The 19266-nt window shown below is 71.8% G+C and carries 14 protein-coding genes, 1 pseudogene and 1 riboswitch; of the genes and pseudogenes, 12 read left to right on the top strand and 3 right to left on the bottom strand.

The annotated features are described in order from the left end of the window. The first annotated feature begins 141 nt into the window (after positions 1–141). The 7 genes from HQQ79_RS16400 (at position 142) to HQQ79_RS16370 (ending at position 8097) form a co-directional block, all read left to right on the top strand. Positions 142–639, top strand: coding sequence for a GtrA family protein (locus HQQ79_RS16400; protein WP_367948119.1), 498 nt, complete (start codon positions 142–144; stop codon positions 637–639). Then, positions 636–2171, top strand: a complete 1536-nt coding sequence (locus tag HQQ79_RS16395; RefSeq protein WP_173035697.1) for a glycosyltransferase — start codon at positions 636–638, stop codon at positions 2169–2171. The genes HQQ79_RS16400 and HQQ79_RS16395 overlap by 4 nt, the downstream gene beginning before the upstream one ends. Then, positions 2168–4156 carry a glycosyltransferase family 39 protein gene (locus tag HQQ79_RS16390; protein WP_173035696.1) on the top strand — a complete coding sequence of 663 codons (1989 nt, stop codon included), beginning with the start codon at positions 2168–2170 and terminating at the stop codon, positions 4154–4156. Before HQQ79_RS16395 ends, HQQ79_RS16390 begins: the two co-directional genes overlap by 4 nt. Positions 4157–4469: 313 nt before the next feature. Next, positions 4470–5294: a DUF4397 domain-containing protein gene (locus HQQ79_RS16385; protein WP_173035694.1), complete on the top strand. Its 825-nt coding sequence runs from the start codon at positions 4470–4472 to the stop codon at positions 5292–5294. Between the two features lie 101 nt (positions 5295–5395). Continuing rightward, a complete protein-coding gene (locus tag HQQ79_RS16380) occupies positions 5396–6550 on the top strand; it encodes a glycosyl hydrolase family 8 (protein ID WP_173035692.1) in 1155 nt (384 codons plus the stop codon). Beyond that, positions 6547–7257: a class F sortase gene (locus HQQ79_RS16375; protein WP_173035690.1), complete on the top strand. Its 711-nt coding sequence runs from the start codon at positions 6547–6549 to the stop codon at positions 7255–7257. The genes HQQ79_RS16380 and HQQ79_RS16375 overlap by 4 nt, the downstream gene beginning before the upstream one ends. Before the next feature lie 45 nt (positions 7258–7302). Continuing rightward, entirely contained in the window at positions 7303–8097 is a 795-nt protein-coding gene (locus tag HQQ79_RS16370; RefSeq protein ID WP_173035688.1) for a polyprenol monophosphomannose synthase, read from the top strand. 120 nt (positions 8098–8217) lie between these two features. Here HQQ79_RS16370 and treZ read toward each other — a convergent pair whose 3' ends face one another. Genes treZ through glgX form a run of 3 tightly spaced genes read right to left on the bottom strand, consistent with a single transcriptional unit; the run spans position 8218 to position 14698 of the window. Next, a complete protein-coding gene (gene treZ / locus HQQ79_RS16365) occupies positions 8218–9972 on the bottom strand; it encodes a malto-oligosyltrehalose trehalohydrolase (protein WP_173035686.1) in 1755 nt (584 codons plus the stop codon). Continuing rightward, complete coding sequence (gene treY / locus HQQ79_RS16360; RefSeq protein ID WP_173035684.1) at positions 9969–12470, bottom strand: malto-oligosyltrehalose synthase; 2502 nt, start codon at positions 12468–12470, stop codon at positions 9969–9971. Before treY ends, treZ begins: the two co-directional genes overlap by 4 nt. After that, positions 12467–14698 carry a glycogen debranching protein GlgX gene (glgX, locus tag HQQ79_RS16355; RefSeq protein ID WP_071246620.1) on the bottom strand — a complete coding sequence of 744 codons (2232 nt, stop codon included), beginning with the start codon at positions 14696–14698 and terminating at the stop codon, positions 12467–12469. The genes treY and glgX overlap by 4 nt, the downstream gene beginning before the upstream one ends. A gap of 128 nt (positions 14699–14826) precedes the next feature. On the opposite strand from glgX, the gene HQQ79_RS16350 reads away from it, so the two are divergent. The 5 genes and pseudogenes from HQQ79_RS16350 to HQQ79_RS16335 all read left to right on the top strand — a co-directional run bounded on the left by HQQ79_RS16350 (position 14827) and on the right by HQQ79_RS16335 (position 19238). Then, the gene (locus tag HQQ79_RS16350) at positions 14827–15147 is read left to right on the top strand and encodes a hypothetical protein (protein ID WP_027464636.1); all 321 of its coding nucleotides are present in this window, start codon (positions 14827–14829) and stop codon (positions 15145–15147) included. Between the two features lie 82 nt (positions 15148–15229). Continuing rightward, positions 15230–15341, top strand: a riboswitch (TPP riboswitch). Further along, on the top strand, positions 15336–15974 hold the full coding sequence (locus tag HQQ79_RS16345) for an ECF transporter S component (protein ID WP_027464637.1): 639 nt from the start codon (positions 15336–15338) through the stop codon (positions 15972–15974). It overlaps the preceding riboswitch by 6 nt. A gap of 77 nt (positions 15975–16051) precedes the next feature. Beyond that, positions 16052–17698, top strand: a pseudogene (locus tag HQQ79_RS18770) (ABC transporter ATP-binding protein); the annotation flags it as partial. A 9-nt stretch (positions 17699–17707) separates the two neighbouring features. After that, positions 17708–18661, top strand: a complete 954-nt coding sequence (locus tag HQQ79_RS18765) for an energy-coupling factor transporter transmembrane protein EcfT (RefSeq protein ID WP_367948122.1) — start codon at positions 17708–17710, stop codon at positions 18659–18661. Then, positions 18654–19238: an ATP-binding protein gene (locus tag HQQ79_RS16335; RefSeq protein WP_367948118.1), complete on the top strand. Its 585-nt coding sequence runs from the start codon at positions 18654–18656 to the stop codon at positions 19236–19238. Before HQQ79_RS18765 ends, HQQ79_RS16335 begins: the two co-directional genes overlap by 8 nt. The last annotated feature ends 28 nt before the right edge of the window (positions 19239–19266 follow it).

Below are 19266 nucleotides of genomic sequence, written 5' to 3'. Positions count from 1 at the left end.
CCACCGCAGCTGACGGATCGTCAAGATGAACGGCATGTGTCGCGCATCTGGCAGGGGCCTGGCAAATCGCGTACCCCGCCCAAACCACCCGTCCGCGTCCCCCGAATCGGGGGCATGACCCGAACTCATACCCCCGTTCTGGTGTCACCCGACACCGGTGCGGTGCGGACCGTACGCCCTGGCTCGGTCCCGCGCCTGCTCGCCACCGCGAGGCAACTCGCGTCGTTCGGCACCATCGGTGCCGTCTGCTTCGTCATCGACCTGGGCGTCTACAACCTGCTCCGCGCCACCGTCATGTCGGACGGTCCCATCGCCGCGAAGATCGTGTCGGCCATCGTGGCGACCTCGATCGCGTGGATCGGCAACCGCTTCATCACCTTCCGCGCCCAGCGCCAGACCGGCCGCCGCGAGACCGTCCGCGAGGGGTTGCTCTTCGCTGCCACGAACCTCGTCGGCCTCGGCATCGCCGCTGCCTGCCTGTTCGTCTCGCACTACGTCCTCGGCTTCACGTCCACCCTCGCCGACAACGTCGCCGGCAACGGCGTCGGCCTCGTCCTCGGCACCGCGTTCCGGTTCGCCGCGTACAAGGCCCTCGTCTTCCGGTCCACCGACACACGTCCGAAGGGGTTCCCCGAATGACCATCTCAGCCGTGTTGCTGACGGCCGCAGGGCCGCTGCTCCAGCCCGACAACGACACCGGGACGACGGGGGACGTCCCGAACCGAGGAACCACGGACGTGCCGACGGGAGGCTCGGGGCAGCTCCCACAGGCCGCCTGGTCGCTGGGCGAGTGGCTCGGCTACTCGACCCTCATCGCCCTCTCCGTGCTGCTCACGATCATCGCGTTGACCACCCTCTGGTGGATGCTGCACGCCTGGCGCTCCCGGGACGCGCTGAAGTCCACCAGCTTCAGCCAGACCCCGCGTCCGGCGACGCACCGGTTCACGCTCCTGGTGCCCGGTCGGCACGAGCAGGACGTGATGGGGCAGACGCTCGACATGCTCGCGACCCAGGACCACCCCGACTTCGAGATCATCGCGATCGTCGGGGAGGACGACCCGGAGACCGACGCCGTCGTGCGTGCTGCGGCGGCTCGGCACCCCTCCCTGATCAAGGTCGTGGTGGACGACACCCTGCCGAAGAACAAGCCGAAGGCGATGAACCTGGCGCTCCAGCACGCGACGGGTGACATCGTCGGGGTGTTCGACGCCGAGGACGAGGTCTACCCGCGGCTGCTCTCCCTCGTCGACTCGCGGTTCCAGGAGACCGACGCCGACGTGGTGCAGGGCGGCGTCCAGCTGATGAACTTCACGTCGAGCTGGTGGTCGCTCCGGAACGTCCTGGAGTACTACTTCTGGTTCCGCTCGCGCCTGCACTTCCACGCCGGGTCCAAGTTCATCCCCCTCGGGGGCAACACCGTCTTCGTGACCCGCTCCCGCCTGGAGTGGTCGAACGGCTGGGATGCACACTGCCTCGCCGAGGACTGCGAACTCGGCGTGCGGCTCTCCGCCGACGGCGCGAAGGTCGTCGTCGCCTACAGCCCCGAGGCCGTCACCCGCGAGGAGACCCCGCCGACCTTCGCCTCGCTGCTCAAACAGCGCACGCGGTGGAACCAGGGCTTCCTGCAGGTGCTGGGCAAGGGGGAGTGGAAGAAGCTGCCGTCCTTCCGGCAGCGGTTCTTCGCCCGCTACATGCTCACGATGCCGTTCATCCAGGCGGCCACCGGGCTGCTCATCCCGCTGAGCGTCCTGATGATCCTGTTCGTCAAGGTGCCGACGGCGATCGCCCTCGTGTCGTTCGTGCCGGTGGCGCCGACGCTCATGCTGCTCGCCGTCGAGATCGTCGGGCTGAACGAGTTCGGTCGTCTGTACGGCGAGAAGGTCCGGTTCCGCGACTACGTGCGGCTCGTGCTCGGCCTGGTGCCGTACCAGGTGTTCCTCGCCGCCGCGGCGGTCCGGGCAGTCGTCCGGCACGCCAAGGGCCAGAACGGGTGGGAGAAGACCGAGCACACCGGCCAGCACCGCACCGGACAGGTGGTCGGCTTCGCCTCGGACCTGGACGGATCGGGCGCAGCGTCGTCCGCCGGCGCCGGATCGGGCGCAGCGTCGTCCGCGGATGCCGCGTCGTCCGATCGTGCGTTCGCCGGCACCACCACGGGAGGCACCCGATGACCGCCAGCATCACCGACACCACGGGCATCCCGATCCGTGGTGGCACCACCGCGCACCGGGCCGGCGTCGGGGCGTGGTTCCGCCGGCACGCGGCCAGCCTGACGTGGTTGCTGCCCGTCGTCGCGGTGACCGTGCTCGTCCAGGCCTGGAACATGTCGGGCACACCGCAGCGCATCGACGACGAGGGGACCTACACCGCACAGGCGTGGGCGATCACGAACCTCGGCGAGCTCACCCACTACACGTACTGGTACGACCACCCGCCGCTCGGATGGATCCAGATCGCCGGGTACACCGGGTTGACCGGGGCGTTCGCGCGCTACCCCTTCGCGGTGGAGGCCGGGCGCGAGGCCATGGTGTTCTTCTCCGCCGTCTCGAGCATCCTGCTGTTCGTCCTGGCCCGACGTCTCGGTGCCGGACGGATCACGGCGGCCGCGGCCGGACTCGTCTTCGCGCTGTCACCGCTCGCGCTGCAGTACCACCGCACCGTGTACATCGACAACGTCGCGACGCCCTGGCTGCTCGCCGCGTTCGTCCTCGTGCTGAGCCGTCGCCAGCAGCTCGCCGGGTTCGCCGGTGCCGCTGCCTGCCTCGGCATCGCCGTGCTGTCCAAGGAGACCTACCTGCTCGCACTGCCGTTCCTGATCTGGATGGCCGTGCGTCGCGCCGACAAGAGCACCCGCCGGTACACGCTCAGCGTCGCCGGGGCCGTGCTCGTGCTGATCGGCGGCGGGTACCTGCTGCTCGCCGCGGTGAAGGGCGAACTCGTGCCGGGCAACGGGCGAGTCAGCCTGTGGGAGGGCGTCACCTACCAGCTCGGGTCGCGGACCGCTTCCGGATCCGTGTTCGACGGGGGCAGCCTGGCGAACGAGGCGGCCGCGCAGTGGTGGGCACTCGACCCGGTGTTCATCGTGCTCGGCTCGCTCGCGGCCGTCGTCGGGCTGTTCCTGCGACGGGTCCGACCGATCGCCGCGATGCTCGTGTTCCTGCTCGCGGTGATGTTCCGGCCGAACGGGTACCTGCCGGTGCCCTACGTCATCATGCTCATCCCGTTCGCAGCGCTCCTCGTCGCGTACACCGTCGAGCGTGCCGTCCTGACGATCGCCGGCCGGGTCCACACGCGGGGGCGGTTCGGCCCGAGGGTGCGGCGCGGCCTCGGCATCACCTGGGCCGTCGTCACGGCTGCGGCCCTCGTCGTCGCGGTGCCGCTGTGGGGGACACAGCTGCGGGGCTTCCTGCTGGGCAATCTCGACCTGCCCATGCAGCAGGCCGAGCAGTGGGTGGGCGACAACGTGCCGAAGTCCTCGCGTCTGCTGGTCGACGACGCCATGTGGGTCGACCTCGTGGACGACGGCTTCGCCCGGAACAACGTCGTCTGGTACTACAAGCTCGACACCGACGGAGCAGTGGAACGGCAGTCCCCGAACGGCTGGAAGGACTCGGACTACGTCATCACGACGGACTCCATGCGCACCGGCGGCAACTCGTCCACCGACGTGCGGCAGGCGATCGAGAACTCCACGGCCGTCGCGACCTTCGGCACCGGTGACCAGCAGGTCGAGGTCCGCCGGATCCATGCCGAGGGAGCCAGCGCCGCCGAGACGGCGATCACCCGGGCCACCGACGTCCGGAAGACCCTGGGAACCGAGCTCGCGTCGAACCCGGCCCTGCGTGCGGACGACGGCACGAAGTCGCAGTTCCGTGCCGGACAGGTCGACTCGCGGGCGATGATCGCGCTCGGGCAGGTGCTCGCCGACCAGGACGTGCGGGTCGACCGGTTCACCCCGCGCACCGGGGAGACCGGCCAGCCGTTCCGCACCGTCGTCCTGCACACGAGCGACGACGCGTCGGCAGCACGGGTCGCTCGGACCTTCGACGCCATGTCCCAGGCGTTCCGGCCGGACTCGGTCGAGCGTGAGGGAGCACGGCTCACGGTGACGTACACCCCGGCCGACCCGACGACGACCGCGACGAGCGCCTCGTGACCCCCGATCGCTCGGCCGCGCCGGGGCTGGAGCTGGTGCTGTTGCTGCTGCTGGGCGAGCGGGCGAAATGCCCGGAGGGCTCCGGCACTCACCCCGGCATTCCGCCCGCTCGCCGGATCGGCCGCGGAACCGCTCCCCGCGAACGCATCGCGGCGGAACGCCCGCTGGACGAGCGGGCGAAATGCCCGGGGGACTCCGGCGCACACCCTGGCATTTCGCCCGCTCGCGCGGCGGCCCGGATGACAACCCCACGAACCACACCTCGACACGACGACCGCACGCCCACCGCACCTCGACCCGAAGGAGCACCATCATGACCGCACACACCACGAACCGCCGCCGCACCGTCGTCATCGGAGCGCTCGCCGCCACACTCGTCGCCGCGACCGTCGGGCTCGCCGCCCCCCAGACCGCTTCCGCCGCGACCGCCGACCAGGGCTGGCTCCGCGTCGGACACCTGTCGCCGGACACGAAGGGCGTCGACGTCGAACTGTCCAGCCTCGCCGGGGGGAAGACCGTCTTCGAACTCGACGACGTCACCTACGGCCAGGTCAGCCCGTACGAGAAGCTGCCGGTCGGCACCTACGTCCTGTCGATGCGCGCCGCTGACGCGCCGGGTTCCACCCCGGTCATCTCCACCGACGTCACCGTGCAGAAGGGCGACGCCAGCACCGTCGTCGCCTACGGCAAGAACGACGGGCTGAAGACGACCGCGTTCACCGACGACCTGCAGCAGCCCGGCGACGGCAAGGCGAAGCTCCGGCTCGTGCAGGCCGCCACCACCGCGAAGCGCGTCGACGTGCAGACCTCCGACGGCACCCCGATCGCCGAGGACGCCACCTTCGGCACCGCCACCAAGTACGCAACGGTCGACGCCGGCAAGTGGTCGCTCGACGTCTCCGGCAGCGGCCAGCGGGGCACCGCGAAGGTCGACCTCGCCGGCAACACCGTCTCGACCCTGTTCGTCCTCGACGACAGCAAGGGCAACCTGACGGTCGTGCCCGTGACGGACGCCGCCGCGACCGCCGCCACCCCGTCCGGCGGGGTGCAGACCGGCGGTGGCGGCACAGCCGCTGACCGTCCGGTGACCGAGACGGTCCACGCGGCCGTCGCGATGCTCCGCTCGCTGTTCCGCTGACGCCCCGGACTGGAGGCACGGATCACGTGCGCTGCACGGCCCACGTGATCCGTGCCTCCTCTTCGACCCCCCCCCCACCATCCCCGGAGAGGCAGGCCAGCATGACCCGCAGGACCTGGATACCGGTCGCCGCCGCGGCGGCCGTCATCGTCGCCATCGTCGTCGCGATCGTCGCGGTCCGCCCCTGGTCGTCGAGCACCACGACCGCCGCTCGCGGCACGGCGACCCCGACCTCGACCACCGCGCCCGACGCGGCGCGCTCGCCGCAGCAGCTGCGGTCGGCGTTCCTGGACCGCTACGTCGAGGACGGTCGCGTCGTCCGCACCGACCAGGGTGGTGACACCGTCAGCGAGGGGCAGGCGTACGGCTTGCTCATCGCCTACGCGAACGACGACCGTGCGCGCTTCGACGCGATCTGGGAGTGGACGAGGGACCACCTGCTCACCGACGACGACCTGCTGGCGTGGCGGTGGACGTCCGACGGGGGCGTCGCCGACGAGCAGTCCGCGAGCGACGCCGACCTCGACGCCGCTCGGGCCCTCGTGCTCGCGGGGAAGGCCTGGGACGACGACCGGTACACCGCCGCGGGGAAGCGCATCGCGGCGGGGATCCTCCAGCACGAGACGGCCCGGACGGACCTCGGCACGATCCTGCTGCCCGGACCGTGGGCGGATCAGGAGCCCTACCGGTACAACGCCTCGTACGCCTCGCCCGTGGCCTTCTCGGTGCTGGCGGACGCCACCGGGGACGACCGCTGGAACGCGCTGAACCGGGGTTCGCGCGCCGTGACGGCCGCCGTGCTGGACGCCTCCGACCTGCCCAGCGACTGGTCCCAGGTCCACGCCGACGGATCGGTGGACCCGATGCCGCCCGTCGGTGGGGACGGGCGCGTGCTCTACGGGTACGACGCGATGCGGACGCCGCTCCGGTACGCCGAGGCGTGTTCGGCGCCCGACCGGGAGCTCGCGGCGGCCCTCGCGCCCACGCTCGGACGGACGACGCGGCTCGCCTCGCAGCTCGACCTCGGTGGCACCCCGGTGACGCAGGACACGAACGCGCTGGCCTACACCGCGCGGGCCGCTGCCGAGCAGGCCGCGGGTTCCTCCCGTGCGGCTGCCGACGACCTCGAGCGGGCCGCCCGGACGGCGGCGACCACACCGACTTACTACGGAGACGCCTGGCTGGCCATCGGTTCGACGATGCTGACCTCCGACGTGCTCGGGGGCTGTGCCAGCGACGTCGGAGCCGGCTCGTGAGCGGCCGTCGGAGCGCCGGGCGCGTCTCGGCCGTCCGGCGCCGAGGCGTGGTCATCGGTGCCGTGGTCGCCGCCGTCGTGGTGGTCGGGGGCGTGGCCGGGGTGGCGGTCGCGTCGACGGTGGGCGGCGGCGCGGGGGAGCGTGCCGCGTCGTCGGCGTCAGCGTCCCCGTCGCAGTCGTCCACGTCGCAGTCGTCTTCTTCGTCCTCGGGTTCCGGCACCGACGGGTTCCAGGATCCGGCCGCACCCGAGGCCCGCTCGACGGCCACACCGGTCAGCGTGTCGATCCCGGCCATCGGCGTGCGGTCCTCGCTCGAGGACCTGCACCGCGGCGCTGCCGGAGAACTCGACCCGCCCGTCGACTGGGACAGCGCGGGCTGGTTCAGCGACGGGATCGTCCCCGGCGAGGTCGGCCCCGCCGTCATCGCCGGTCACGTCGACAGTCCCACGAGCGCCGCGGTGTTCTTCCGACTCGACGAACTGGTCGCCGGCGACGAGGTCCACGTCCGGATGTCCGACGGCAGCACCCGCACCTTCACCGTGGACCGTTCCGAACGCGCCGCCAAGTCGGCGTTCCCGACGAGCGACGTCTACGGCCCCACCCCTACTCCGCAACTCCGACTCATCACCTGCGACGGCACGTTCGACACCGCCACCGGGCACTACACGGACAATCTGATCGTGTTCGCAGACCTCTCGTCGGATTGACCCACCAAGCCAGCGATACATTCGACTGCGAGCACGAGGAGCACCATGAGCGAGACCCTGGTCATCATCCCGACCTACGACGAAGCCGAGAACGTCCGGCCGATCGTCGAGCGCACGTTGGCCGCGACCGACGACTCCGTGCACGTGCTCGTCGTCGACGACAACTCACCGGACGGCACCGGCGACATCGCGGACGCCATCGCCCGCGAGACCGATCGGGTGCACGTCATGCACCGCACCGTCAAGGACGGCCTGGGGGGCGCGTACCTGTCGGGCTTCGCGTGGGGTCTGGAACACGGCTACGCCAAGCTCGTCGAGATGGACGCCGACGGCTCCCACCACCCCGAGTACCTGCCGTGGATGCTCGAGCTCGCGGACTCGAACGACCTGGTGCTCGGCTCCCGGTGGATCAAGGGCGGCAAGGTCGAGAACTGGCCCTGGTACCGCCTCCTGCTCTCGCGCGGTGGCAACCTGTACACGCGTTTCGCCCTGGGCATCGCGGTGCGCGACGCCACCGGCGGGTTCCGGGTCTTCACGTCGCGGGCGTTCGAGCGGATCGACCTCGCCGGTGTGGCGTCGAAGGGGTACTGCTTCCAGGTGGACCTGTGCTGGCGTGCACTCGAGGCGGGTCTGCGGGTCGTGGAGACGCCGATCACCTTCACCGAGCGGGAGTTCGGCGTCTCGAAGATGAGCGGCAACATCGTGCGCGAGAGCCTGGCGCTCGTGACGAAGTGGGGCATCGACCGCCGGATCCGCGAGACCCGGTCCCTGCTCAAGGACCACCGCAAGCTGCCCTCGGTGCGGAAGAACGCGCACGCGGTCTCCGACCACGCCGCCTGAGGCGGGAACACACGAACGCACGAACGGCGACGGACCCGGTGGGTTCGTCGCCGTTCGTGCGTGCGGAGTTCGTGCGTGCGGAGCTGCGGCTCGCGGTTGGCTCGCGCAGCACGCGGTCGGCTAGCGCAGCACGACCACGCCGCGGCCGCGGAACCGGACGACGCCGGCGTCCACCTCGGTCGCGCCGAAGCCGTAGAGCTCCTCGCCCACGGCGTCGGGCACCGGGACCTCGGCTGCGTCGTCGGCGAAGTTCACCACGACGTGCACCGGAGCCACATCGGGGCCGAGCAGCCCGCGGGTGAGCACCAGCCAACGCCGGTCCTCGCTGAAGCGGACGGCGTTCGCCTCGTAGCGGTGGTCGACGAACGCCTGGTCGGTGCGCCGCAGGGCGATGAGCACCCGGTAGGCACGCAGGATCGCCGCACCGCGCTCCGAGCTGACGTCGGCCCAGTCGAGCTTGGAGTTGGTGAACGTCGTCGGGTCCTGCGGGTCCGGCACCGCTGACTCGTCCCACCCGTGCTCGGCGAACTCGGCGATGCGCCCCTCGGCGGTGGCCTTGCCGAGCTCGGGCTCCGGGTGCGAGGTGAAGAACTGCCACGGTGTCGAGGCCGCGAACTCCTCGCCCATGAACAGCATCGGCGTGAACGGCCCGAGCAGCGTCAGGGCCGCGGCGATCACGAGCCCCTCGTCGTCGAGCGTCGCGGCGAGCCGGTCGCCGGCGGCGCGGTTGCCGATCTGGTCGTGGTTCTGGTTCGCGACGACCAGGGCCGTCGCGGGGGAGGTCCCGCGGTCGATCGGCCGGCCGTGCCGCTTGCCGCGGAACGACGACCAGGTGCCGTCGTGGAAGAAGCCGTCCTCGAGCACCTTCGCCAACGCCGACAGCGGAGCGAAGTCGGCGTAGTAGCCGTTCGTCTCGCCGGTGAGCGCCACGTGCACGGCGTGGTGGAAGTCGTCCGACCACTGCCCGGTGAGGCCGTACCCGGCGGCCTCGCGCGGGCGGAACATCACCGGATCGTTGAGGTCGGACTCCGCGATCAGCGACAGCGGACGCCCGATGAAGGACGAGTAGGCGTCGGTCTCGTCGGCCATCGAGGCCAGCACGTGCGGGCGGGTGGTGTCGCGGATCGCGTGCACGGCGTCGAGCCGGAGCCCGTCGACGTGGTGGTCGCGGAACCACATGCGCACGTTGTCGAGCACGTACCGGCGCACCTCGGGGTGCTCGACGTTCACCGAGTCACCCCAGGTGTTGCCGAGCCCGGCCAGCAGGTACGGGCCGTACAGCGGCAGGTAGTTGCCGCTCGGTCCGAGGTGGTTGTAGACGACGTCCTGGATGACCCCGAGCCCCAGCGCGTGCGCCGTGTCGACGAACCGGTCGTAGGCGTCCGGGCCGCCGTACGGGGCGTGCACGGAGAACCAGCCGACCCCGTCGTAGCCCCAGTTCCACTCGCCGTTGACGGCGTTGACGGGGAGCAGCTCGACGAACTCGACCCCGAGCTCGACCAGGTGGTCCAGCTTCTGGGCGGCGGCGTCGAGCGTGCCCTCGGGTGTGTAGGTGCCGACGTGCATCTCGTAGATCACGGCGCCGCGGGCCGGGCGTCCGGTCCACGACTCGTCGGTCCACGCGAACCGTGCGGGGTCGACGACCTCGGACGGGCCGTGCACGCCCTCGGGCTGGTAGCGGCTGCGCGGGTCCGGTCGGACCGCGTCGTCGTCGCCGATGCGGAACCCGTACCGTGCGCCGACGACCGGCATCACGGCGTCGGTGGACCACCAGTCGTCGTCGCCCTTGGTGAGCGGGTACTCGACGTCGTCGACGACGAGCCGGACCCGGTCCGGCTCGGGCGCCCAGACGGCGTAACGGTCAGGTGCGGTCATGCGTGACCCTCCAGGATGTCGATCTCGGCCTGCGCGTCGGTCTCGGTGGCGTCCGGCGTGCGGCCGGCGGCGGGCCGGGAGGCACCGCTCGCGTCGGACACGGCGGTCACCGCGTCGGCGTGGCCGGCTGCACCGACCGCGTCGGCGGGCACGAGGAGCGCGACCGGGTAGGTGGTGAGCAGGTCGGCCAGCGCGATCCCGCGGTCGGCGGGGACGCGTCGGCCGGTGAGCAGGTCGATGCGCTCGACGGGGACGGCGTGCACCAGGGTGTCGCCCCAACCGCCGACGCGGCCGAGGCCGATCGGCAGACGCGTCGCGATCGTCACGGCACCGCCGCGGTCGAACGCGATGACGTGGTCGGCCGCGCTGCCGGTGGCCTCGAGCTCCAGGTACCGGGTGAACAGCTCCGGGTGGTCCCGACGGATGCGCAGTGCGCGGGTCGTGACCAGGAGCTTCGCGGCACCGTCGATTCCGATGGTCGGCAGGTCCTCGGGGCCGTCGTCGTCCGGGCCGTCGAGCTCGGCGAGCACGTGACGCCGCTCGGCGTAGTCGACCGGACGACGGTTGTCGGGGTCGACGAGCGAGCGGTCCCAGAACTCGGTGCCCTGGTAGACGTCGGGAACACCCGGGGCGGTGAGCTGCACGAGCTTCTGGGCGAGGCCGTTCGACCACCCGGCGGCGTCGATCTGCTCGTCGAGGGCGTCGAGCACGGCGACCACGTCCGGGTCGTCGAACGCGGCGTCCACGATCGCGTGCATCTGCTGCTCGAACGCCTCGTCGGGCTCGGTCCAGGTGGTGCTGTCACCGGCTTCGCGGGAGGCCTTCTCGGCGTACGCGTGCAGACGCTCACGGCTCGCGGGCCGGGCGCCGACGATCGCCTGCCAGAGCAGGTCGGCGAACACGCGGTCCTGCAACGGCACGAGCGACTGCAGACGCTCGAGGGTGGCGGCCCACTCGTCGCCGAGCTCGGCCAGCACGGCGATGCGGGCGCGGGTGTCCTCGCTGCGCTTCGTGTCGTGCGTGGTGAGCGTCGTCATGGTGTGCGGCCAGCTGCCGAGCCGTTCGCGCTGGGCCTGGTGGAAGTCCGCGACTGAGACCGCGAAGACGCTCGGGTCGCCGCCGACCTCGCTCAGGGACGACAGGCGCGAGGTGCGGTAGAACGCCGTGTCCTCGACGCCCTTCGCCATCACCATGCCGCTGGTCTGCTGCAGTCGGACCGCTGCCGCGTTCGTCGGGTCGACGAGTGCCGGTGCGATCCGGTCGATGACGTCGTCGAGGTCCGGGCGGGCCTCGGCGGCGCGCTCGAGCGCGGTGATGAGGTGGTGGGCGCCCTCGGGCAGGTACGTGCGGTACACGTCGAACGAGGCCACGATCTCGGCGACCGCGTCGACGACCCGCTCGTGCGTGATCGTCTCCGTCACGGCGCTCGGTGCGAGCAGGCGTGCGAGCCGCTCGACCTCGCTGCCGAGGATGCCGTCCGCGATGCCCCGTCGGGTGTCGTGCGTGAGCTGCTGCCAGTCGGTCGGTTCGGCGCCCGACGCCGCGGTCAGCGCCTGCTCGCCCGCGGGGTCGACGAACACGCGGTCGAGCACCCCGAGGGCGTCGTACCCGGTGGTGCCGTCGACCGGCCACGAACTCGGCAGCTGCTCGCCCGGCTCGAGGATCTTCTCGACGAGGGTGTAGGCCCCGCCGGTCAGCTCCGCCAGGTCCTGCAGGTAGCCCGCCGGGTCGTACAGACCGTCCGGGTGGTCGATGCGCAGGCCGTCGACGAGTCCGTCGCGGAACCAGCCGCCGATGACCCCGTGCGAGGCCGCGAAGACCTCGGGCTCCTCGACGCGGATCGCCGCGAGGGTGTTCACCGCGAAGAACCGGCGGTAGTTCAGGTCGTGGTCGGCGCGCTTCCAGTGCACGAACGCGTAGTGCTGGCGGTCGTGCACGGTCTCGACGGTGTCGCCGTCGTGCACCGTTCCGGGGGCGGTCGGGTACGCGGTCTCGCCGACGCGGAGCACCGGACGCTCGGCGTCGGACGTGTCGAGCGTGACGGCGTCGAGCAGCCGGTCGTCGAGCACGGGGACGCGGAGCTTGCCGTCGCCGGCTTCCCAGTCCACGTCGAAGGCCCAGGCCACGGGGGAGCCCTGCCCGAGTTCGAGCAGGGACCACCACCACGGGTTCGACTCGGGGGTCGCGACGCCGACGTGGTTCGGCACCACGTCGACGATGACCCCGAGGCCGACGGCGTGCGCGGCCTCGGCCAACGCCCGCATCGCCTGGTCGCCACCACGGTCGGTGTCGACCCGCGTGTGGTCGACCACGTCGTAGCCGTGGTTCGACCCGGACTCGGCCTGCAGCACCGGCGACAGGTACAGCCAGTCGGCGCCGAGGTCGTGCACGTAGTCGACCAGGTCGCGTGCGGCATCGAGGTCGAAGTCGGCCGAGACCTGCAGCCGGTAGGTCGACGCGGGGACGCGGTTCGCTGCGCCGGGCGTTCCGGCGGTCATCGGGCGGTTCCGCTCGGTGCGGTGGAACCGGCCGGGTTCACCGGTGTGACGGCGTCCTGCGGGGCGTCCGGTGCGGGGGCGCCGTCCTGCTCGGCGTCGACCGGGGTGCTGGTGACCTCGTGGTCGGGTTCGGCACGCAGCACGATCATCGACCGGGCGGGGACGTCGAGCGGGGTACCCGCGTCGAGCACCTCGTCGCGGGCGCCGGGGTCGGCGGTGTCGATCCGGACGGTCCAGCCGGGGGAGTACTCCTCGGGTGGGAGCGTGAAGGTCACGACGTCGTCGTGGGCGTTGAAGTACGTGATGAAGCCGACGTCGGTGACGCGCTCACCACGGGCGTCGCGTCCGCGGATGCCCTCGCCGTTCAGGTACATGCCGACGCTCTTGCCGAAGCCGGAGTCCCAGTCCTCGGGGTCCATCGCGTCGCCCGAGGGGGTCAGCCACACCACGTCGGGCAGCGGCTCGCCCTCGCCACGTCGGACCGGACGGCCGTTGAAGTACCGGGTCCGGCGGAACGTGGGGTGGTCGTGCCGCAGCTTCACCACGTCGGCGGTGAACTGGATGAGGTCCTCGTCCGCGCTGTCCCAGTCGATCCAGCTGAGCTCGGAGTCCTGCGCGTAGACGTTGTTGTTGCCGGACTGCGACCGGCCGAGCTCGTCGCCGTGCGCGATCATCGGCACACCCTGGCTCAGGAGCAGGGTCGCCAGGAAGTTCCGGCGACGCTGCAGCCGCAGGGCGTTCACGGCCTCGTCGTCGGTCGGGCCCTCGGCTCCGGAGTTCCACGACCGGTTGTGGCTCTCGCCGTCGTTGTTGTCCTCGCCGTTGGCCTCGTTGTGCTTCTCGTTGTAGGCCACCAGGTCGTACAGCGTGAAGCCGTCGTGCGCGGTGATGAAGTTGATGCTCGCCTTGGGCGTGCGGCCGTCGTGCTCGTACAGGTCGGCCGAGCCGGAGATCCGCGAGGCGAACTCACCGAGCGTCGACGACTCACCGCGCCAGAAGTCACGGACGGTGTCGCGGTACTTGCCGTTCCACTCGGACCACTGGGGCGGGAAGTTGCCGACCTGGTAGCCACCGGGGCCGACGTCCCACGGCTCGGCGATGAGCTTGACCTGCGACACGATCGGGTCCTGCTGCACCAGCTCGAAGAAGGCCGACAGCCGGTCGACCTCGTAGAACTCGCGGGCCAGTGCCGAGGCGAGGTCGAAGCGGAACCCGTCGACGTGCATCTCGGTCACCCAGTAGCGGAGCGAGTCGAGGATGAGCTGCAGCGAGTGCGGGTGCCCGACGTTGAGCGAGTTCCCCGTGCCCGTGTAGTCCATGTAGAACTTCTTGTCGTCGTCGACCAGGCGGTAGTAGGCCGCGTTGTCGATGCCGCGGAACGACAGCGTCGGGCCGAGGTGGTTGCCCTCGGCGGTGTGGTTGTAGACGACGTCGAGGACGACCTCGATGCCGGCGCGGTGCAGCTCGCGCACCATCGTCTTGAACTCCTGGACCTGCTGGCCCTGGTCGCCCGACGACGAGTACGCCGAGTGCGGCGCGAAGAAGCCGATGGTGTTGTAGCCCCAGTAGTTCGACAGCCCCTTGTCCTGCAGGGTCGAGTCGTTCACGAACTGGTGCACCGGCATGAGCTCGAGCGTGGTGATGCCGAGGCGCTGCAGGTGCTCGATGACCGCCGGGTGGGCGACGCCGGCGTAGGTGCCGCGCTGCTCTTCCGGCACGTCCGGGTGGGTCTCGGTGAGCCCCTTGACGTGTGCTTCGTAGATGACGGTCTCGCCGTACGGCGTGCGCGGCGGACGGTCCCCCTGCCAGTCGAAGAAGGGGTTGATCACGACGCCCTTCATCATGTGCGACGCGGAGTCCTCGTCGTTGGTCGAGTCCGGGTCGCCGAACGTGTACGAGAAGAGCGACTGGTCCCAGTCGATCTCGCCGCTGGTCGCCTTGGCGTACGGGTCGAGCAGGAGCTTCGACGGGTTGCAGCGCGCGCCGGAGTCCGGGTCGTACGGACCGTGCACGCGGAAGCCGTACTGCTGCCCGGGGCCGATGTTGGGGAGGTACGCGTGCCAGACGTAGGCGTCCACCTCGAGCAGGCGGACGCATTCTTCGTTGCCGTCGGAATCGAACAGACACAGTTCGACGCGCTCGGCGACCTCGGAGAACAGCGCGAAGTTCGTGCCGCTCCCGTCGTAGGTCGCCCCGAGCGGGTACGGGTTTCCGGGCCAGGTGTGCAAACGGTCCTCCAGGTGTGGGTGCGGCCAACATATCGGCGGCGCTCGTCCGCGTCCGCAGACAAGGCCCAGCTGTGGATGCGTGATGCGCCCCGCGGCCTGTGGAGGAACGGACGAGTAGCGTCGCGCGCATGGCCAACATCGTCTCGAAGATCGCAGACCAGGTCCGCCCGCTCGGGGTCTCCACGAACTACGGAGAACCCGTCGAGGTCGGCGACCAGACCCTCATCCCCGTGTCCGTCAGCTGGTTCGGCTTCGGAGGCGGCGGGGACGACGAGAACGGTGGCGGCGGTGGCGGTGGCCTGTCGGCCCCCGTCGGCGCCTACGTCCGCCGGCCGGGCAAGGACCTCGTGTTCGAGCCGAACCCGATCTCGCTGATCGTCGTCGGCATCCCCTTCGTGTGGGTGGCCGGGCGTGTCCTCCGCAAGCTGGTGCGCGCGCTCAAGAAGTGACCACCTGACGCAACGGGAGGCCCGTGGCGACGCCGCCACGGGCCTCCCGTCCGTCACGCGGTCGCGACCGCGTCTAGACTGCTGGCACACACACGGGAGTCCGGGACCGCCGGGCTGAGAGGGAGCGATCGGCGCTCCGACCGTCGAACCTGATCCGGATCATGCCGGCGCAGGGAGGAGTCAGCAGCATGCCTTCAGGCACGTCCACAACCGTCACCACCGCTCCGCGGCGATCGCTGCGTTGGCGGGTCGTCGACATCGTCGTCGCGAGTGTCCTCGCGGTGGCCCTCGGAGTCGTCTTCCGGCTCTGGGAGTTCGGCTACGAGCCCATCAGCGCCGTCATGGACCTCGTGCTCCCCGGCACGAAGGCCCTGTTCGGCGGGGTCTGGCTGCTCGCCGGTCCGATCGTCGCGATCGTCGTCCGCAAGCCCGGCGCCGCGCTCTACGGCGAGATGGTCGCCGCCTCGGTCGAGGCGTTGTTCGGCACCCAGTGGGGATGGCTCACGCTCGAGGCCGGACTCGTCCAGGGTCTCGGCGCCGAGATCGTCCTCGCGCTGTTCCTGTACCGCGTCTACCGCCTGCCGGTCGTCGTGCTCGCCGGTGCCGCGGCCGGACTCGCGCTCGGCATCAACGACACCGTCCTCTGGTACCCGGGGCTCGACGTCGCCTTCAAGGTCGTCTACGTGATCTGTGCGGTCATCTCCGGTGCCGTGATCGCGGGGGCGGGCTCGTGGCTGATCGTCCGGGCTCTCGCCCGCACCGGGGTGCTGTCGTCCTTCGCGGCCGGCCGTGAGCACAGCCGCCGCGAGCCCCGCGCCCTGGTGTGACCGTGCGCGCTCCGTCGGCGACGTCCCCTTCCACCGGCGGCGACGCCGGCGCAGGTGCCGGCGTCCGCGGGGCGCGCATCGTGTTCCGCGGCTGGGGCTGGCGGTACCCGGAGCGAGACGCCTGGGCCGTCCGTGACGTCGACCTGACCGTCGAGCCGGGGGAGCGGGTCGCCGTCGTCGGGCCGTCCGGTGCCGGCAAGTCGACGCTCCTGCGAGCGGTGGCCGGCGTGCTGCCCGACGAGCCCGACGCCACCGACGACACCGCTGCTTCGGTGCAGGGGACACTCCTTGTCGACCAGGCCGACCCCCGCGCGGTCCGCGGGCGTGTCGGTCTCGTCATGCAGGACCCCGAGGCACACACCGTGATGTCCCGCGTCGGCGACGACGTGGCCTTCGGCTGCGAGAACGCCGGCGTCCCCCGCGACGAGACCTGGGACCGGGTGCGGACGGCGCTCGACGTCGTCGGCCTCGACCTGCCGCTCGACCGTTCCACCGCGCAGCTGTCCGGTGGGCAGCGGCAGCGGTTGGCGCTCGCGGGCGTGCTCGCGATGCGGCCGGGTGCGCTCGTGCTCGACGAACCCTGCGCGAACCTCGACCCGGACGGCGTGGCGCAGGTGCACGACGCCGTCCGGGCGCTGCTCGACGAGACCGGGGCGACGCTGCTCGTGGTGGAGCACCGGATCGGCACCTGGCTGGACCTGGTCGATCGGCTCGTGCTGCTCGAACCGGGCGGCGGCGTGGTCGCGGACGGTCCGCCGGCCCGGGTGCTGGCGGACCACGGCGAGGTGCTCACGGCGGCCGGGGTCTGGGTGCCCGGTGCCGAGCCGGCGCGTGGTTCGGCTCGGCGGCTGCCGCGTGCGCTCGGACGAGCGGGCGAAATGCCCGGAGCGTCCAGCGGGGCGACCGCGGCATTCCGCCCGCTCGGCGAGGGAGAGCGCGGCGAGGCGGCGCTCGACGAGGGAGCGCGTGAGATGACGTCGCGCGGACGAGCGGGCGAAATGCCCGGGACGTCCGGCGGGGCGACCGCGGCATTCCGCCCGCTCGGCGCGGGGGAGCGCGGCGAGGGAGAGACCAGCGCGGGGAAGCGCGGCGAGGCGGCGGTGCTGCTCGAAGCCCGGGGGCTCGGCACGGCACGGGGGAAGCAAGCGGTCGGGAACGGCATCGACCTCGGGCTCCGGGCAGGGCAGGTCCTCGCGGTCACCGGCCCGAACGGCGTCGGCAAGTCGACGCTCGGGCTGACCCTCGCGGGCCTGCTGGCACCGGCCGCCGGCGAGCTCAGCGCCACCGACACCCTCGCCGACGGTCTCGGCGCAGCGCCGCACACCTGGACGAGCCGCGAACTCGCCGCCCGGATCGGCACGGTGTTCCAGGACCCCGAGCACCAGTTCGTCGCCCGCTCCGTCCGCGAGGAGGTCGAGGCCGGCCCCAGCGCACTCGATGCGCCTGACGCCGCCGAACGAGCCACAGCGCTGCTCGACGAGTTCGGGCTGGCACACCTGGCCGACGCCAACCCCTTCACCCTGTCCGGGGGCGAACAACGACGACTCGCGATCGCTTCGGTCATCGCCGCCCGGCCGCCGGTCGTCGTGCTCGACGAACCGACCTCCGGGCAGGACCGAGCCACGTGGCAAGCCGTCGTCGGGCGGCTCGGGGCCCTGGCTGACGCCGGCACCGCGGTGGTGGCGGTCACCCACGACCGCGATCTCGTCCGGGCACTGGACGCCGACGAGGTCGTGCTCGGGCCGGACGGCGCCCGGACCGTCGGGCGCGACCAGGGGCCGTCGGTCGCGACCGCCCCGGAGACGGGACCGACAGCCGGACGCCGCCCCGGGCCTCCAGACCGGACCGACACGGACGACCGGACGGACGCGGCGGATGGGGCGGACGTGGCGGACGGAACCGACGAAACGGACCCGGCGCGACGACCGCTGCCGGCCCGCGCGACCGGCATCCCCGGCGTCCAGCCGGTCGCCTCCCTGATCGGTGTGCTCGCCCTCGGCGTCTGCCTGGTGCTCAGCCTCGACGTCGTCTCCGCCGCCGTCGCCCTGGCGCTCGAACTCGCGCTCTTGCCACTCCTGCGCCTGCCGGTCCGGACCCTGCTGCTCCGACTCGCACCGGTGCTCGTCGCGGTGCCGCTGACGGCGGTGAGCATCGCGCTGTACGGCAGGCCCTCGGGGCGGGAGTGGTTCGACCTCGGGTTCGCGCACGTCACCGACGGGTCGCTCACACTCGCGTTGGCGACGGCACTCCGGGTCGTCGCGGTGGGTGTGCCGGCCATCGCGCTCTTCGTACGGGTCGACCCGACCGACCTGGCCGACGGGCTCGCGCAGGTGCTCCAGCTGCCCGCGCGGTTCGTGCTCGGAGCGCTCGCCGCCGTCCGGATGATGACCTTGCTCGTCGACGACTGGCGACAGCTCGCGATGGCCCGGCGCGCCCGAGGACTCGCCGACTCCGGACGGCTCCGCCGCGGAGCGACCATGGCGTTCGCGCTGCTCGTGCTCGCGTTGCGCCGGGCGACGACGTTGGCGGTGGCGATGGAGTCACGGGGGTTCGGTGCTCCCGGACGGCGGACCTGGGCGCGGGTCGCACGGTTCGCCGGGCCGGAGTGGGCGATGGTGGCGGTGCTGGTCGGCATCGGCGTGGTGTCGATCGCCGTCGCGGTGAGCGTGGGGACGTGGCGTGCCTGACGCGACGCCGGCAGCCGGCACGACGGACGGCGAGCGCGCGACGGGTACGACCGCCGGTGACCTCGCCCCCGGCCTGGCCGCTGCTGCTGCCGGTGTCGCCGCTGCCACGGGTCGGCGCGCCGTCGTGCTCATCGACGGCCGGTCCGGCACGGGCAAGACCACCCTCGGAGTACAGGTCTCAGAGCAGCTCGGTGCGCAGCTCGTGCACCTGGACGACCTGTACCCGGGGTGGGACGGCCTGCGTGCGGCTGCCGATGCCGTGGTGACGGACGTCCTCGGAGCGCCGAGCGGGTTTCGACGCTGGGACTGGGCGGCCGACGCGCCCGCGGACTGGGCGTCGGTGGACCCCGACCTGCCGATCGTGGTCGAGGGGTGCGGGGCGTTGTCCCGGGCGTCGGCACCGCTGGCGTCCCTGCGGGTGTGGCTCGAGGCCGACGACGCCGTGCGGTGGGACCGGGCGATCGGACGCGACGGCGAGGTCTTCGCACGCGAGTGGGACCGCTGGGCCGCGCAGGAACAGGCCTTCATCGCCGCCGAGGACCCGGCCGCCCTGGCCGACGTGGTCCTGCGGACGTAGGGCGCGGGCCCGCGCCGCCCCGCGGCGA

This window comes from Curtobacterium sp. VKM Ac-2852, assembly GCF_013205045.1.
Taxonomy (GTDB): domain Bacteria; phylum Actinomycetota; class Actinomycetes; order Actinomycetales; family Microbacteriaceae; genus Curtobacterium; species Curtobacterium flaccumfaciens.
The sequence above is the reverse complement of the archived record's forward strand: the minus strand, read 5'-3'. Positions and strand labels throughout refer to the sequence as shown.

Excerpts from the sequence above, each read along its gene's own strand:
- HQQ79_RS16395 (WP_173035697.1), top strand. The coding sequence starts at position 636 with ATGACCATCTCAGCCGTGTTGCTGACGGCCGCAGGGCCGCTGCTCCAG.
- HQQ79_RS16390 (WP_173035696.1), top strand. The coding sequence starts at position 2,168 with ATGACCGCCAGCATCACCGACACCACGGGCATCCCGATCCGTGGTGGC.
- HQQ79_RS16385 (WP_173035694.1), top strand. The coding sequence starts at position 4,470 with ATGACCGCACACACCACGAACCGCCGCCGCACCGTCGTCATCGGAGCG.
- HQQ79_RS16380 (WP_173035692.1), top strand. The coding sequence starts at position 5,396 with ATGACCCGCAGGACCTGGATACCGGTCGCCGCCGCGGCGGCCGTCATC.
- HQQ79_RS16370 (WP_173035688.1), top strand. The coding sequence starts at position 7,303 with ATGAGCGAGACCCTGGTCATCATCCCGACCTACGACGAAGCCGAGAAC.
- treZ (WP_173035686.1), bottom strand. The coding sequence starts at position 9,972 with ATGACCGCACCTGACCGTTACGCCGTCTGGGCGCCCGAGCCGGACCGG.
- treY (WP_173035684.1), bottom strand. The coding sequence starts at position 12,470 with ATGACCGCCGGAACGCCCGGCGCAGCGAACCGCGTCCCCGCGTCGACC.
- HQQ79_RS16350 (WP_027464636.1), top strand. The coding sequence starts at position 14,827 with ATGGCCAACATCGTCTCGAAGATCGCAGACCAGGTCCGCCCGCTCGGG.
- HQQ79_RS16345 (WP_027464637.1), top strand. The coding sequence starts at position 15,336 with ATGCCTTCAGGCACGTCCACAACCGTCACCACCGCTCCGCGGCGATCG.